At 60.1% G+C, this 17,016-nt stretch carries 10 protein-coding genes and 1 pseudogene; 7 read left to right on the top strand and 4 right to left on the bottom strand.

The window, feature by feature from the left end; genetic code table 11:
- Window positions 1-69 precede the first annotated feature (69 nt).
- The 5 genes from PVA48_RS02290 to mfd all read left to right on the top strand — a co-directional run bounded on the left by PVA48_RS02290 (window position 70) and on the right by mfd (window position 8,029).
- Window positions 70-921: a hypothetical protein gene (locus tag PVA48_RS02290; protein WP_215451196.1), complete on the top strand. Its 852-nt coding sequence runs from the start codon at window positions 70-72 to the stop codon at window positions 919-921.
- Window positions 922-956: 35 nt separating this feature from the next.
- A complete protein-coding gene (locus PVA48_RS02295; protein WP_423232178.1) occupies window positions 957-3,509 on the top strand; it encodes an MFS transporter in 2,553 nt (850 codons plus the stop codon).
- 35 nt (window positions 3,510-3,544) lie between these two features.
- Complete coding sequence (locus tag PVA48_RS02300) at window positions 3,545-4,729, top strand: SHD1 domain-containing protein (RefSeq protein ID WP_022396224.1); 1,185 nt, start codon at window positions 3,545-3,547, stop codon at window positions 4,727-4,729.
- A gap of 124 nt (window positions 4,730-4,853) precedes the next feature.
- A complete protein-coding gene (locus PVA48_RS02305; RefSeq protein WP_423232179.1) occupies window positions 4,854-6,053 on the top strand; it encodes a hypothetical protein in 1,200 nt (399 codons plus the stop codon).
- On the top strand, window positions 5,966-8,029 hold the full coding sequence (mfd, locus tag PVA48_RS02310) for a transcription-repair coupling factor (RefSeq protein WP_423232483.1): 2,064 nt from the start codon (window positions 5,966-5,968) through the stop codon (window positions 8,027-8,029). The genes PVA48_RS02305 and mfd overlap by 88 nt, the downstream gene beginning before the upstream one ends.
- A gap of 142 nt (window positions 8,030-8,171) precedes the next feature.
- On the opposite strand, the gene PVA48_RS02315 is transcribed toward mfd, so the two are convergent.
- Window positions 8,172-10,718: a protein kinase domain-containing protein gene (locus tag PVA48_RS02315; protein ID WP_423232180.1), complete on the bottom strand. Its 2,547-nt coding sequence runs from the start codon at window positions 10,716-10,718 to the stop codon at window positions 8,172-8,174.
- Between the two features lie 497 nt (window positions 10,719-11,215).
- On the opposite strand from PVA48_RS02315, the pseudogene PVA48_RS02320 reads away from it, so the two are divergent.
- Window positions 11,216-12,624, top strand: a pseudogene (locus PVA48_RS02320) (glycoside hydrolase family 97 catalytic domain-containing protein); the annotation flags it as partial.
- A 42-nt stretch (window positions 12,625-12,666) separates the two neighbouring features.
- A complete protein-coding gene (locus PVA48_RS02325; RefSeq protein ID WP_290503844.1) occupies window positions 12,667-13,032 on the top strand; it encodes a glycoside hydrolase family 97 C-terminal domain-containing protein in 366 nt (121 codons plus the stop codon).
- A 176-nt stretch (window positions 13,033-13,208) separates the two neighbouring features.
- Here PVA48_RS02325 and PVA48_RS02330 read toward each other — a convergent pair whose 3' ends face one another.
- The 3 genes from PVA48_RS02330 to gap form a co-directional block, all read right to left on the bottom strand.
- On the bottom strand, window positions 13,209-14,174 hold the full coding sequence (locus PVA48_RS02330; RefSeq protein ID WP_102728938.1) for a hypothetical protein: 966 nt from the start codon (window positions 14,172-14,174) through the stop codon (window positions 13,209-13,211).
- Between the two features lie 260 nt (window positions 14,175-14,434).
- On the bottom strand, window positions 14,435-15,652 hold the full coding sequence (locus PVA48_RS02335) for a phosphoglycerate kinase (RefSeq protein ID WP_102727368.1): 1,218 nt from the start codon (window positions 15,650-15,652) through the stop codon (window positions 14,435-14,437).
- Window positions 15,653-15,820: 168 nt separating this feature from the next.
- Window positions 15,821-16,846, bottom strand: a complete 1,026-nt coding sequence (gene gap / locus PVA48_RS02340; RefSeq protein ID WP_022396231.1) for a type I glyceraldehyde-3-phosphate dehydrogenase — start codon at window positions 16,844-16,846, stop codon at window positions 15,821-15,823.
- Window positions 16,847-17,016 lie beyond the last annotated feature (170 nt).

Genomic DNA, 17,016 nt, shown 5'->3' on the forward strand with positions numbered 1-17,016 from the left:
GGCATGTATGCCGGAACATGCGGAGAAACAATGATTTGTGCCGGCGGCACCAATTTCCCGGACAAACCCATGCTTGAAGGCGGCGCCAAAACGTGGACGGACCGCATTTTCACGCTGTCTCCGGGGGAGAATGGGTGGACGGAGGCAGGAACGCTCCCTGCGCCTTACGCGTACGGAGCCTCCGCCAGCACCAGGGAAGGCCTGCTGTGCATCGGCGGCTGCGGCAAGGAAGGCCACCGGAAGGACGTTTACCTGCTGAGCACTGCGGACGGAGCCGTCACTGTGACTCCCTTCCCTCCCCTTCCCATAGCCCTGGCTTACACGGCCGCCGCCGTTCTGGACGGCAAGGTTTATCTTACGGGAGGCTGTGAGCGCCCCGGGGAGCAGGACTGCACCAACCGGGTTTTCATGCTGGACGCACGCGGGCCGGAACAGGGCTGGCAGGAGCTGGACCCGCTGCCGGGCCGCGGACGCTTCCTGCACCAGATGGCCGCGGCGGACGGCGTCCTTTACGTGCTCGGCGGCATCGGCCTCCGGGAGGAGGACGGCAAACAGGCCCGGGAATTGCTGACGGAAGCCTGGAGCTTCACGCCGGAACGCGGATGGACGCGCCTGCCGGAGATGCCTTACGCCATCGCCGCGGCCCCCACCCCGGCCCCGGTTTCCCGGAACGGCGTGATTTATTTGCTGGGCGGGGACGACGGCTCCGGAAAGAAGTATACCCCGCAGACCAACCCCGGCTTCAACAACCAGTCCCTGTGCCTGGATACAGCCGCCATGGAATGGCACGACGCAGGGCCCATCGCGGCGCCCAGGGCGGTCCTTCCGTGCTGCGCGTGGCAGGGCCGTTTTGCAGCCGTGAACGGAGAACTTAAACCCGGCAGGCGCTCCCCTGAAGTGTGGAGCATCACCCTTTCCTGATTTTTCACCCACATCCCATCCCTATCTTCCAGCATATGCACATTTCACGTCACCTTACCCGGTTTTCCAGGGCATGCGGCTCCGCTTTCGCCGCCCTGCTGCTGATGGCGGCCCCCGCTGCCAACGCCTCTTTTTCCGTGGATGTACACCCGGCCGGAGCCATTCCCGACCTGCCGGACCCGGCGGGCCGCGCTGGAATGGCGGCTGGAACCGTTACGGAAAGTGACGGCACCCAGTCCATCATCGCCGCAGGCGGCGCCAATTTCCCCCAGGCCGCTCCGGGAGCCTCAACGCCGGAAGAACGCGGGCCTAAGGCGTACCACCAGGATATTTTCAAACTCCGCAACGGCCAATGGAGCAAGGTGGGGACGCTGCCCGTTCCGCTGGGTTACGCGGCTTTTGCAAGCGTAGGCAAGGGGCTGGCGGTAGCCGGAGGCCATAATGCGGAAGGCATCCTGAAAGACGCCCTGCTGATCAAGGCGGACGGCTCCGTGGAAAAGCTTCCTCCCCTTCCCGTCCCCGTTACGGAAGCCGCCTTCGCCGCTCACGGAAACAAGCTGTTCGTCATCGGCGGACGGGACAGCGACCAGCCGGAAGCCGCCCTCAATACCATCTACATGCTGGACACCACTCCGGATACGGCCAAAATGAAATGGGCGTCCCTCCCGCCCTTCCCCGGTGCGGGCCGCATCCTCTCCACCGCCGCCGTCTGTGACAGCACCCTGTTCATCGCAGGCGGCTGCACCCTGTCCAGGGATGCCGCCGGAGAAACCGCCAGAACGTACCTTTCCGACATGATCGGCTACGACATGACGTCCAACGATCCCGCCGAATGGGGAGCCGCGGGCAAACAGCAGCCTGCTGGACCGGGAACGCCCGTAGCCGCCGCCGCAGGCCCCGCCCCGGTACGTGAAAATTCCATCATCCTCATCGGCGGGGACAAGCGCGGCAACGCGCCGGACCCGTCCAAGCCCGTGGTGCAGTCCCGCGACATCCTGGTTTATGACGTCATCGGAAACAAATGGACGCACCAGGGGGAGTGGCCCGTCGGCATCGCCACCGCGCCCGCCGTCGTGAAGGGTTCCGAGATCATGACCATCAGCGGGGAAACCGCCCCGGGCGTCCGGACCCCCGTGAACGCCTCCGCCTCCGCAGGGTACCATTTTGAAATGAGCACGGTTGATTACGCCGTTCTCATCCTGACCGTCATCGTCATGGCGATCATCATCGTTTCCGCCGTGCGCAACGGCGTTAAAAATGTTTCCGCCGTCACGGACCCGAACACCAGGCCGGGCCTGTGGGCCTGGGTGGCCGTCATCGTCCTGTGGTTCGTGGTCATGCTGAACTATTTTGACCGCCAGCTCCTTTCCGCGCTGCATGAACCCATCGTCCGGGACATTCCGCAGACGGAAGCCCAGTTCGGCATGGTCACCTCCGTCTTCCTGCTGATTTACGCCCTGCTCAGCCCGGTGGGCGGCTTCCTGGCGGACCGCTACAGCCGCCGCCTGATGATTCTCTGCTCCCTCGTCGTCTGGTCCGTGGTCACCTGGTGGACCGGCCATGCGGAGGATTACACGTCCCTGCTCATCGCGCGCGGCGCCATGGGCATCAGTGAGGCCTTTTACATCCCCGCCGCCCTGGCCCTGATTACGGACTACCACCGGGGCAGCACGCGCTCCATCGCCACGGGGCTGCACATGAGCGGCATTTACGTGGGCATGGCCGTGGCCGGCTTCGGGGCCACCATGGCTTCATGGACGGGCTGGCGCATGACGTTCGCCCTGTTCGGCCTGATCGGCGTGGCGTATGCCATCGTCCTCATCCTGTTCCTGAAAGACCCGGCCAAGGCCCCTGCGGATACGGCGCAGGCCAAAAAGCCGTCCGAACCCAAGGAAAAAACGGTCCTGATCAATGTGGACAATGACGAACGGGCCATCAAGGAACCCGCGTCCAATCTTTCCACCGGCGCCGTGCTTTCCAGCCTGCTGAGCGGCCGCCCCATGTGGATGCTGCTGGCCGTGGTCGCCTTTGCAGGCGCCGGGAACTGGTTCCTGCTCACCTGGTACCCCACCCTGCTTCAGGATAAATACCAGCTTTCCTCCGCGGAGGCAGGCCCCGCCGCCACCCTGTGGAGCTCCGTAGCCAAGTACGTGGCCGTGCTGGGCGGCGCCATTCTGGCGGACATGTGGTACCGGCGCAACGCCCGCGCCCGCGCCCTGGTGCCCGGCATCACCTTCACCATATCCGGCCCGCTGGTGGTCCTGGCGCTGCTGCCCGGCATCTTCGGCTGGGACATTGCGGTTCCCCTCGTGCTCATGCTGGGCCTCGTCGCCACGCAGGGGCTGGCGCAGGGATTGCTGGACGCCACCCTCATGCCTGTGCTACGCTCCCATATCGACGAGCGTTATTCCGCCACCGGCTATGGCCTCCTCAACCTCACGTCCGCGGGCGTGGGCGCCCTTATCTCCTTCTTCGGGGGATGGTTCAAGGACCAGGGCGTTCCGCTGACCACCACCCTGGCGGCGGCAGGATGCCTGATGCTGCTCTGCGGACTGCTGCTCCTGATGCTGCCGCGTCCCAAACATTAACAGCAACTTTCTTTCATATCCCCAACCCCAGCCTTATGAAGAATCCCGCATGCCTGTACCTGGTGACGGGAGCCCTGTGCTCCCTCTCCTTCCTTCCCCTCGCGCAGGGGCGCACCTGGACCAGCGTCCAGGGGAAAAGCCTGGAAGCCGAGTTCGTCAGGCTGGACGGCCAGAAAGCCGTGCTGAAACGCTCTGGCGGCCAAACCGTCTCCATCCCCCTCGCCCAGCTTTCCCGGGAAGACAGGGATTTCATCGCGGCCCGGGGAAAGGGAGGGGCTGCCTCCTCCAATCCCGCGGACAATTACCACCTGCCATGGCCCAGGACCGTCAAATGCCAGGACAATTTCAAGGTGGAAACCATCAAGGAGGAACAAGGGGAGTATATTTATGAAACGCCCCATTTCCGCTTCATCTGCGACGCCAAGCTGGGCGCCGGCATGATCAAGCGCCTGGGCCTTCTCTTCGAGGCCACCCACCTGGCGAACAAAACGCTTCCCATCGGCAACATCCCCCCTCACGACGATTCCGCCAAATTCCCCGCCTACCTGTACGAAAAGTTCAGCACGTACCTGGAAAACGGAGGCCGTGAAGGCACGGCAGGCATTTTCCTGGGGACGACGCGCAGCGGAGACCGCGGCAAAATCCTGGTCCCGTTTGATTCCCTGGGCGTCAAGACCATGGGGAGCACGTACATCATTGACCGCGACAAGGATTCCTCCACCCTCATCCATGAACTGACGCACCAGCTCATGTCCCCGGAGGCCAAGCAGGCAAGCTGGTTCTGTGAAGGCTCCGCGGAATACATGGGGATGACCCCGTATTCCGGAGGCCGCTTCAACTTCGGGGCCAACCGTTCCCACATTGTCTCCCGCGTGACGGAATACGGCAAGAAAAATACGGGGGGCCGCGCCCTGGGGGACGACTTTGAGGCGCCCAGCCTGGAGTCCTACATGAACATGCCCTATTCCCAGTTCACGGGAGAGAACGCCAACCTGAATTACGGCCTGGCCGCTCTGATGGCCTACTATTTCTACCACATGGACGGCAAGGGGGACGCCCAGCGCGTGAAGAACTACATGAAGGCCATCCAGTCCGGCAGCAGTGAAAAAGAAGCGCAAAAGCTCCTCCTTGATGGCCGGAGCTATGAGGAGCTGGCCAAGGAGATTGAACAGAAATGGCGCAAGGCCGGCGTTAAAATCCGCTTCCGCTCCTCCTCCTGACCCGCGCCGCGCATGCGGAAAGACGCTTCCGTCAATGGCCGGAGGACAGTCTGTGCCCTGAAAAACCGTTGACATGGCAGGGAAAGGCGGCACACTTTCCACCAGCAGGGGCTATCAGACACGCATGGCAGAAGACGCTTCCATAACCGCCCTGATGGACAGGGTGGCCCGCACCGCACCCTTTCACCGGGAACTCGCGAAACTGGGCACGGAGGAACAGGCGGTTTTCGACCATACCTCCCTGCCCGGGGTTCCGTTCGTGGCGGCCCTGTGCATCAGGACCATTCCGGACACCGCCCGGGCCTGGGTGATCGCGCCCCATCTGCGCGCGCAGGAATCCCTTGCCGCGCAACTGGAAACATGGGGAGTGCGCAACATCCTCTTCGTCCCGGAAAAAGAGGTGGCCCTGGGGGAGGAAGTGGGAGACCCGGAGCTTGCCGCGGAACGGCTGAACGTCCTTCACCGCATCGCTTCCGGCCATGTGGGCAGGCAAACCGTCGTTCTGACGGAAGGCAGCCTGAATGACGAGGTTCCCTCCCCCGACGGCATGCAGAACCAGGGAATGACCCTGAAAACGGGAGAAACGCACGCCCCTGACGATTTGATACGGCTGTTTGAGGAGGCGGGGTTCGAGGGCGTTCCTCAGGTCATTTCCCGCGGGCAGTGGTCCCGCCGCGGCGGCATTCTGGACGTTTTCCCGCTCCAGTCCTCCCATCCCGTACGCCTGGAGTTTTTTGACGACGAGATTGAATCCATCCGGGAATTTGACGTGGACTCCCAGATTTCCTTCCGGAAGACGGAGCACGTCAACCTCGTCCTGACGGAAGCGGCAGGCGTGGAAACCCTGCGGGCCTGGATCAAGCCGGGCGACCTGGTCATTACGGCCCCCTTCTGCAAGGAACGGGGGAACGTGTGCATCCTCACCGCACCGCCGAAGAACGCGGAGGGGGAGGAGGACTTCTCCCTGGCCATCCATGACAATCCCCTGGGCAGCTTTGACGCCGGGGACTTCGTGATGCAGGAGATGCGGCGGGAGCTGGCGGAACGCCAGATCCGAGAATGGCTGGACCGGAAATGGAACGTCAGCATGTTTTTTCCCAACGAAGGGGAGGAAGAGCGCTTCCGGGACATCTGCGCCGGAACGCCCGCGCTGCTGTCCATCACCGCCCTGCGCGGGGACCTGCCCGGCGGCTTCAGCATTCCGGGGCAAAAACGGCCGTTCTCTCCTCCTCGGAGCTGTTCGGCAGGTACCAGTCCGCCACGGCGCGCCGCCGCGCCAGCCGGGAGGACAAGGCGCGCAAGGCCCGCGCGCAGGCCTCCCTGAAGGACATCAACCCCGGAGACCTGGTGGTGCATACCAGCTACGGCATCGGCAAATTCATCAACATTTCCACCTCTCCGGACTCCGGAGACGAGGAAATGAACATCCTTTACCGGGACAATACAATCCTGCACGTCCCCCTCAGCCAGGCGCACCTGGTTTCACGGTACATAGGGCTGGGCAGCAAGACGCCGGAACTCAACAAGCTGGGGGATTCCAAATGGCAGCGCGCCAAAAAGTCCGCGGAACGCTCCGTGGCGGACTACGCCGCCCAGCTCCTCAACGTGCAGGCGGAACGCCAGACCGGAAAGGGCTACAGCCACCCTCCGGACAGCAAATGGATGTGGGAGTTTGAAAGCTCCTTCCCCTTCCGGGAGACCCAGGACCAGCTCCGCGCCATCGCCCAGACGAAGGCGGACATGGAAGCCACCCGCCCCATGGACCGCCTGATCTGCGGGGACGTGGGCTTCGGCAAGACGGAGGTGGCCATCCGCGCCGCCTTCAAATGCGTGACGGGAGGCCGCCAGGTGGCCGTGCTGGTGCCCACCACCGTGCTTGCGGAACAGCACTTCCGCACCTTCAAGGAGCGCATGAGCGAATACCCCGTGCGGATTGAAATGCTCAGCCGCTTCAGCAGCGCGGCGGACGTCCGCTCCACGCTGGAAGGGCTTAAGTCCGGGGCCGTGGACATCGTCATCGGCACGCATCGCCTCATCTCCGAGGACGTGTCCATTAAAAACCTGGGCCTCGTGGTGATTGACGAGGAACAGCGCTTCGGCGTCAGGCACAAGGAGAAATTCAAGGAACGCTTCAAGGGCATCGACGTGCTCACGCTGTCCGCCACGCCCATTCCCCGCACCCTGTACATTGCGCTGATGGGAGCGAGGGACATGAGCTCCATTGAAACGCCGCCCGTCAACCGGCAGCCCGTGCAGACGAGCGTATGCCCCTATGACGAACGCATCATGAAGAAGGCCATGGAGCGCGAACTGGAACGCGGCGGCCAGATTTTCCTGCTGCACAACCGCGTCAAAACCATCGAACTGTTCCGGGACCGCATCCAGGCCCTGGTGCCCAAGGCCCGCATCGTCATCGGCCACGGACAGATGCCCAAGGACGAGCTGGAGAAGGTCATGCGCACCTTCGTGCAGGGGAAGGCAGACATCCTGCTGGCAACCACCATCATCGAATCCGGCATCGACATCCCGAACGCCAACACCATCATCATTGACCGCGCGGACCGCTTCGGCCTGGCGGACCTCTACCAGCTCCGCGGCCGCGTGGGCCGCGCGGGGCACCGGGCCTACGCCTACCTCATGCTCCCCAGGTCCGCCGCCACCACGGGAGACGCCCGCAAGCGCGTCTCCGCCATCAAGCAGTACACGGAGCTGGGTTCCGGCTTCAAGATAGCCATGAGGGACCTGGAAATACGCGGCGCGGGCAACCTGCTGGGCACCCAGCAGAGCGGCCATATTGCCGCCATCGGCTTTGACCTGTACTGCCAGCTTCTCCAGCAGTCCATCGCCCACATGCAGGGCAGGTACACGGCCCCCCGGCCGGACGCAGCCCTGAGAACGGATTTCATCGTGAACAGCGAGACGCAGTTCGCCGCCAAATCCCGCAAGGATTATCTGGGCGCCTTCCTGCCCCGGGATTACATCAGCGACGCAGCCCTGCGCATTTCGGCGTACAAGGACCTGGCGGCAGTCCGCACCCTGAAGGAGGCGGACGCCCTGCTCCGCGCGTGGGAAGACCGCTTCGGCCCTGCACCGGAAACGGTGCATCACCTGCTGGATTCCCACAAAATCAAGATACTGGCCTCCAAAGCAAACATCTCCATGGTGGAAATCAGCGGACAGCGCCTGATGCTCACCAGGAACGGGGATTTTATCCTGCTGTCCAACAAATTTCCGCGGCTGGCAGGCGTCTCTCCCGCAGACAAGCTACGGGAAGCGCTGGAAATGCTGAAGAACATCTAAACCGCGCCACAGCCTTCCCGGCCGGGCCATCCAGCGGAAACAGGAAAGCCCCGGCGCCGGGGCCTTCCGCCCCGAACGGCTTCCGATAACGGACGGAAACCGCATGCCGCGTTCTCTCCTTTCCCGTGGTAAAATCCTTCCATCAAATTCGCAGCTCTTCCGCGCCGGAAAACTCCTTCTTCCTCATCATTTCCATGATGCCGGACGTATTGGCCGGAGCCATGATGACCTCTATCGACCATTCGGAACTGTCCATTTCCTTTGCGTAATCCTCCATGTTTATGGAGACCTCCAGGACGGGAGACTCCCGGGTAAGGGCCGTACGGAAAGAACGGGACATGACCTCCTGCCCGTTCCGCAACAGAATCACCTTGTCAATAAGGATACTTCCCCCTTCCACGGAGGTCCGTACCAGCCGCAGTCCTGAAAATTGGCTCATCTTCCTGCCGGGAATGGAGCAGCGCATCCTCGTATAGGTTTCCTCCTTCTGCCCCAGAAGCTCCCAATGGGATAAAATGGGGGACGACAAGGTAAGCCGCGACAGGTCGTAACCGGAACCGGCCAACAGCCTGGACAGGCGCGCGACCATCTCCGCGGAATATTCCACCCCCCACCCCTGGGAATACAAGACACCCAGCATATACAGCACGGAAGGATCCTGCGCGGCAAAGGACATCAGAAGGAAATCAACCGCCTGAGAATAGTTCTGGGACAGGCTGACCGGGCACTGAAGCATATCCGGGAAAAATTCCTTGCCCCCCACAAGAAGAAACGCCAGATCCCTCTGCGCCACAATAAAGCCCCCCATGGCCGCCTTATAAAGCCAGGCGCCTCCTTCCTCTCCGTATCTCCCATCCCGTTCAAAGATGAGACGGGCTATTTTATACTGGGCGGCGGGATACCCCGCCTTGGCGAACTTCCGCACCTGCGCCTTCTCCTGTTCCGTCAGCACGATGGAATCAATTTCCGTACGGTTCCTTTTCCGGGAGGCGATGAGCATTTCCCGGATCCTGCCGTTTTCCGGCCTGTTCAGCGAATCTCTCACCGCGGGGTCATCCATCGCGCAAATGAATTTAAAATGGGGCCTCACGGTTTTCCCGCTTTCCAGCGTCGTAACCTGGGAAGAAACAACCTTCAACGGATGAGGAACATTATCCTTGGTTTCAAAACTGAACCTGTAAGGCGCATCCACATTCAGCGCCGGAAGATCCACAAAGCGGAACCCGGTGAGCACAGGACTCTCGATCAAGGTGAAGGAAAAGCCGTTGAGAGACCGGGAAACCAGCTTTCCCTCCTCATCACGTATGGTCAAATACAGGAGCGGGCACATCTTGTCTTCCTGAAGCACCCTCAAATGGACACACGCCAAGGAAAAGCGGTCGGGAAGCAGGGATGGAAGAGCATGGCGCGACAAAGACGGACTATCCAGCCTGACGTCAAAACGTTCCACGGGACTCAGCAAGGAAACGCCCCTGGATTCTGAAATAATCTGGGGAATGGGGGTGGACATTACACTGGGAAAGCGAAGCCCTAAAGCATCGTCCTCCTCCGGGCCGCCTCCCCAGTCATAAACAAAATAGCCGAGGGTTGCGCCAATCACGCCCACAACAACGAAGAGCCCCAGCACCTTCCTCCATCCGGCCCCCCACTTTTCGTGCCCTTCCGACATGATGCGGGAAGAGGACAAGGCAAACAGATTGAAAAAACGCTTACGGGCGGACTTGAACTCCTCACTGGAGAACTTAATGGTTGAGAGCGCCCCTCCTTCCACTCCCAAATCCTTCATCCACTCTTCCGCGGAGTTATAACAATCTTCCACCCGAGGAGAAAGGGCCTTGTCTATGGTCCTGAGAAAATTTTTCGAATAATGGGAGGACAAGGGCGCGGACAATGCCAAAGGCTGTATGGTATCGTGGATCAGCCGCTCCTCTCCTCTGGGGGGCGCACCCCCCTTCAGCAGGGAATAGAACGTAGCGCCCAGGGAATAAATGTCGCTCCAAGGTCCCGTGTTTTTCCTGCCGAGAGCCTGTTCCGGAGAAGAAAAGCCATGAGTCGTCAGGACAGTCTGGGTATGGGTGCTCTCCATGTGGCGCGACGCGCCGAAATCCACGAAAACGGGAGTTCCCTCCTGTGTAAGCAATATATTTCCCGGTTTGATGTCCCTGTGGCAGATGCCTTTTTTATGAAGGTAATCCAAAATCTGGAGGATGTGCATCAGCAATCCCTTCAACTTGGCTTCCGAATAACAGTTTCCGGCAAGCAGCTGCTGTTCTCCCAGGTAATCCAGAGGAAGCCCCTGAACATAATCCATGGAAAAATAAGCCGTGCCGTTGCACTCAAAAACGGAAAGAACCCGGACAATACCTGGAGAATCCAGCCTCGCAAGAATGCGGGCTTCATTCAAAAAGTTGGAAAGGGTCCACTTGAAATACTCGGCGTCATGCTCATTATTGGGAACCACGCGCCCCGTAAACGGATCTCTGTAAGCATAGGAAGAAGGAAAATTCTCTTTTAAAACCACTTTCCTCTTCAGCATCAAGTCCCGGACCAGATAGGTAATGCCGAATCCGCCGCTTCCCAGCACCTTCAATATTTTATAATGCTCCAACGTCGCTCCGTCCGGGAGTTCTTTGGAATAAACGGAAAACTCGTTCCAGGAAGAGGGAGGTGTCAATTTGGATCCATGCACGGAAACATTATTCAAATGAGCATCTTTTCCCGGAACTGCCGCATGGTGAAAATCGGGAACACTATTTGAGCCGCAACTCTCCATCCTAATATCTGATCAGGAAATTACTTTTATCTTTTCCACCTAATTTGTAAAGATTATTCTTTTGCCGCTCACCGGGTCGGTTATTTCTCCATAACCTCTTGCACGGGAAACAAGACATCCGCCATTTTTCATCTTCATGAACAGCTCACGGCTTCCACGGATTTAACGGAGAACCACCCGGCCTTCACGCAGGGAGGGCCTTTTCCCCATTCCGGAAAGTAGATGCGCTGGCTGCCGCCCTTCCAAAACATACTTTTGCAATAAACGGGCCAAGATGGACGTATTCTGACAAAGATATGATTGTAAAATCTCTCATTATTTTCAGCAATATGGCAGGATGCCTCCTGCCCGGTTCCGGACAGGCGGGAGAATTGCATGCCTCTCTGCAATCCCCGGACGGCCGTCTGTCCTGGATGCTCCACGCGGATAACCGGGCCGCCCATTCCCTGAAAAAGGGAAACAGGACGGTTCTGGAGCCCTCCGGCCTGGGCATCGTGGTGAACGGCAAGGACCTTGCCGGAGGCATTACGGGATGGAGCGTGAAAAAAGTGAAGGACAACGTCCACGACACCTTTGAAACGCGCGGCAAATACCCCTCCGCTTCCGTCCATTTCAACGAATACGTGGTTTCCGGGGATAATTCCGGCCTCCGCCTCCGCGCCCGCGTTTTCAACAACGGAGTCGCCTTCCGCTACGAGTGGACGGAAGACGTGCAGAAAGCGCCCGTGCTGAACATCGGGGAAGAAAAACGTCGTTCGCCTTCCCGGAAAAAGCCGTCCTGTGGACCCAGGACGCCGCTTCCGCACTGGGTCCCTGCGAGGGAGTCTGGTCTCCTTCCAGAATAGCCGATTTCAAGAAAGACCCCGGCAATCCCCGCAGCCATGTCCGCACCATGCCGGTTGCGGCGGAACTGCCGGGCGGAGGCTTCGCCCTCATCCAGGAAGCCGCCAATTTCAACAGGCAGTGGAGCGGCATTAAATTCTCCCTTCAGGACGGCGCATGCAGGACGGTATATTTCCAGGACCCGGAAGGCTTTTCCGCCCCCTCTTCCGCAGAGATGCCCTGGCGGGTCATCCTGGTGAACGACGACCTCAACGGCCTGGTCCGGAACGACGTCATCCCTTCCCTGGCTCCGGAACCGGACAAGAACCTTTTTCCGGAAGGAGCCAAAACGCCCTGGATCAAGCCGGGCCGCTCCACCTGGACCTGGTGGGACCGCGGAAACGTCCGTGAAGAGGACCAGTACGCCTTTGTCGACATGGCCTCCGAATTCGGCTGGGAATACCACCTCGTTGACGAAGGATGGAAGAAATGGGGCAAAACCGTGCCGGAAAGCATGGACAAGGTGGCTCAACTGGCCAGCTACGCCGCCGGCAAACAAGTAGGCATCTGGGTATGGGTGCGCTGGTCAGACGTCAACAACCCCGCCAACGACTGGGAAAGCATGCGCAGCTTTTTCAGCAGCCTTGCCAAAACGGGCATCAAGGGAATCAAGATAGATTTCATGGATTCCGCCTCCCGGGAACGCCTGGCCTTTTATGACGCCGTCGCGGAAAACCTGGCTAAAAACAAGCTCATGGTCAACTTTCACGGCGCCAATACCCCCACGGGGGAAGAACGCTCCTGGCCGCATGAAATGAGCCGGGAAGGCATCTACGGCGGGGAACAGAACATCTGGGCCGCCATCGGCGGACGGCACTACTGCGCACTGCCCTTCACCCGGCTGGTCTCCGGCCACGCCGATTTCACTGGCGGCTACTTCGGCCACGGGCCCAAGCTGCGCGGCTCTTCCTGGCCCCTCCAGATGGCGGCCAATATCATTTATACGTCCCCAGTCCTCCACTGGGTATCCAACCCCGCAGACATGGAAGCCGCCTTCCCGAAAGGCTCCCCGGAACGGGAAGCCGTCCGGAACATTCCCTCCGTATGGGATGAGACCATCGTCCTGCCGCCGTCCGCCATCGGGGAATGCGCCGCCTTTGCCCGGCGTTCCGGGGACCAGTGGTACATTGCCCTGATGAACGGGGACGGACGGGAACGCACCGTTTCCATTCCCCTGGACTTCCTGAACAGGAACACCGCGTACCGGGCCACCATCCTCCGCGACCTGCCGGAAAAGAACGACGGCTGGAAGGTGGAAAACCGGGAACTCCATTCCGGGAGCACCCTTTCCTTCACCATGCGCGTCAAGGGCGGCGGCATTGCCCGCCTGGTCCCCGCCGGAAAGTAGCGTTCCCTTCCGTCTGCTCAACGGGAGTTCATCAGGAAAGGGGAAGAGGCTATTTTCCTCTTCTCCCTTTCCATTTGAAGCGGCCTTTCCGGAAAGGGAGAATTCCCATCATTTACGGCCTCCGGCAGTCACCAACTTCATTACCCGCGGAAAGACCGGAAAAGACGGCAAAAGGGTCAGTCCTGGCCAGCCTTCTCCATGGTGCTCCACGCCGGGAGCCACTGCACGTCCCGGAGGCGGTAGCCGCGTTCCAGAAGAGCTCCGTGCAGGCCGGGAAGATGGGCCGCGCCATAAAAAATGCCTATCCTGCGAACGCCCTTGCCGCGCCATTGGTCAAATACTTCCATGCACTTGGAATTCCGGCCTTCCAGAATCACGGTATCCTCCAAATCATTCGGAGCATGGGCAAAAATGCGCATCAGTTCATTCTTCAGCCCCGCCTTGTTCCCGGCAAGCAAATCCACCATCATGCCGAATTCATTCGGCTGGTACGCCCCGGGCTTCTCCACCAGGGAGGACAGCATGGATTTAAGCATCAGGCTGGCGAAGTTTTCTCCCTTACTGGCCTGCGCCTGCCGGAATTCCGCCAGCGTCATGTCCGCATGGATAAAATGGGGCGCGGAATAATCAATGCCCTGATGCTGGGTTTGAAGGCCCAGCGCGGCGCTCAATTCCCGGTACGCGCTTCCCAGCAGCCCCAGCAAAAAAGACTTTTCCTCAAGGGCGGCTCTCTTCCTCCACTCCACCATCCGGTTCCATTCCCGCGCCTCCTCCAGCGTCAGCCCTCCCATAGGCTTATTGCGGTCTATTTTACGGCGGAGCTCCTCCTCCCTCCGGAGCCCCTCCCCGCCGATCATTTCAAACAGCAGCACGTCATAACTGCCGAACAGCTTGTTCAGCCAGGCATAATAATCAGCCTCCGCCACATGAATGGCCCCGATAAGCGCCACTTCCGCGCCTTCGTCATTCACATACGCGGCCACGGGCGTAGACAGGCTCTGGCTGTTGCGGGACGAGGATTCCAGAAGCATGTACCGGGCCGGATACCCCCCATGCTCCTTCTTCCCCGCAACGGAGGCGTCCGCCGCAAGCGCGGGAGAGCACAACAGGAACACGGCCAGGAAGCTGCGCAGCATTTTCATACATGTCCAGCCTAGCGCGGGCCACACGCAGAGCAAGCCCAAAAAAGGACTGTGCCGCCTTTCCCTGCATCCCCCTCTCCGGAACCGGCAGCCACCGGAGCACGAACGGGTTTTCCTTAAACCGCGGGAGCCGGCAAACTTCCGCAGTTTCCGCCGCGTCAGCAGGGAGCAAAAAAATCCCCGCACCCGGAGACGGGCACGGGGAATGAAAAGGTTCATTCAAGGCACCATGCGGAAAGCAATCCGCCGGCCGTGAACGGTTACTTCTGGCAGCAGCAGCCGCACTTGTCGGTCAGGGCTCCCACGCCGGGAAGCACCTTGCCTTCCAGCAGTTCCAGGGAAGCGCCGCCGCCCGTAGAGCAGAAGGAAAGCTTGTCCTGGACCTTGAACTTCTTGGCCGCCGTCACGGAATCGCCGCCGCCCACGATGGAGATGGCGGAGGAATCCGCCAGGGCTTCCGCAATTTCCTTGGTGCCCTTGGCAAAGCAGTCCATTTCAAACACGCCCATCGGGCCGTTCCACAGAACGGTCTTGGCGTCCTTGATGATGGCGGAGAATTCTTCAATAGCCTTGTCGCCGATGTCGATGGCCATGCCGCCTTCCGGCACCTTGCCGCCTTCCGCGAAGGGAGCCGTGCAGAAGGTTTCAGCGCCGTCTTCAAACTTCATGGCTACGCGCACGTCCGCAGGAAGCAGGAATTTCACGCCCTTGGCCTTGGCTTCCGCCAGGATTTCACGGGCCAGATCCAGCTTGTCGCCTTCAATCTTGGAAGCGCCCAGGTCATACCCTTCAGCCGCCAGGAACGTGTTGGCCATGGCGCCCCCGATCAGGAACGTATCAGCCTTTTCCATCAGCTTGGAAAGCACTTCAATCTTGTCGGACACCTTGGCGCCGCCCATGATTACCACGAAGGGCTTTTCCGGGTTTTCCAGCTTGCCTTCCAGGTATTCCAGTTCGCGTTCGATCAGGAAGCCCATGGCGCTCTTTTCCGCAAAATGCGTCACCCCTTCCGTGGAAGCGTGGGCGCGGTGGGCGGTGCCGAACGCGTCGTTCACGAACAGCGTGGCATTGCCCAGAAGAGCCTTGGCAAATTCCGGATCGTTCTTCTTTTCACCGGGATAGAAGCGGACGTTTTCCAGCAGGACCACGTCGCCGTCCTTCATGGCGGCGCGGGCGGCTTCCGCTTCCGGGCCGATGGCGGCGGGAACGAATTTCACTTCCTTGCCGAGCAGTTCGGAAAGGCGGGCGGCAACGGGCTTCAGGGAAAAAGCGGGATCGGGTTCGTTCTTGGGACGGCCCAGATGGGAGGTGAGGACAAGGCGGGCGCCCTGGTCCAGCAGGAACTTGATGGTGGGGAGGGCGGCCACGATGCGGGCGTCATTGGTAATTTCCCCATCCTTGAGGGGGACGTTGAAATCCACGCGCATCAGGACTTCCTTTCCCTTGGCATCAAGGTCACGTACAGTAAGTTTAGCCATATCGGTTTATATTGTTTGGTTCAATGGAATAAAAAAGGGAGGGCATTTCTGCCCTCCCGGATAAATCCCCGGCCGCCTGGACAAACCCGGTTCAGGAACCGGAAGGTTGAAGCAGGCAACCGGCAAGACTTGTCGTGCAACTGAAGAGCAAGCGTTGTTCGGAAGAACTTACTTGCCGCAGGAGCAGCCGCAGCTCACGCTGTCGCCCAGCTTCTTCATGGCTTCAGCGGCGCGGTTGGAGTAGCCCCATTCGTTGTCGTACCAGCCGCAGACCTTCACCAGGTTGCCGCCGACCACATACGTGAAGCCGGAGTCAAAGATGCAGGAGTGGGGGTCGGAAACGATGTCCTGGAGAACGAGGGCTTCTTCAGAGTAATCCAGAATGCCCTTCAGCGGGCCTTCAGCGGCTTCCTTCATGGCGGCGTTCACTTCTTCCACGGTCACGTTCTTCTTGAGAACGGCCACGAAGTCGGTCAGGGAACCGGTCGGGGTCGGCACGCGGAAGGAAGCGCCGTTCAGGGAGCCCTTCAGGTTCGGCATCACTTCGCCGATGGCCTTGGCGGCGCCGGTGGTCGTCGGGATGATGTTGATCGCGGCGGCGCGGGCGCGGCGGGGATCGGAGTGGGGAAGGTCCAGGATGCGCTGGTCGTTCGTGTAGGAGTGAATCGTGCTCATCATGCCCTTTTCAATGCCGAACTTGTCGTCCAGCACCTTCACCATGGGAGCGAGGCAGTTGGTGGTGCAGGAAGCGTTGGAAACGATGTCGTGCTTGGCGGGATCGTATTCGCTGTCGTTGATGCCCAGAACGAAGGTCAGGTCAGGATCCGGGGAGGGAGCGGAAATGAGCACCTTCTTGGCGCCGGCTTCAAGGTGCTTCTTGGCGGCGTCACGCTTGGTGAACAGGCCGGTGGATTCCAGAACGACGTCTACGCCCAGCTTCTTCCAGGGAAGGTTGGCGGGGTCGCGTTCCACGGTGATGAGGATCTTGTGACCGTCAACGACCAGATATTCTCCATCAATGGAAATTTCACCGTCAAACTTGCCCTGCGTGGAGTCATACTTGAGCAGGTGGGCGATCATTTCAATGGGGGTCAGGTCATTGATGGCAACAACCTTGTTGCGTTCTTCCTTGGACATGGCGCGCAGTACGTTGCGACCAATACGTCCAAAACCGTTAATAGCATATTTGGCCATAAGATTGAGGGCTTCAGATTTGATTAATTACTAGTCCCGGACTTATTTAAGTACCATGGACGCCGTAAGTTTAAAAACGATTCAACCAGCCGTCAACACTATTGTTCCCCCATCATGGCAGTATGCTCCCGCGCCTGCGCGGACCGCAGGAAGCCCTGCCCGCGGGCATG

The organism is Akkermansia sp. JRP_AM1, from assembly GCF_049262625.1.
Lineage (GTDB): Bacteria > Verrucomicrobiota > Verrucomicrobiia > Verrucomicrobiales > Akkermansiaceae > Akkermansia > Akkermansia massiliensis.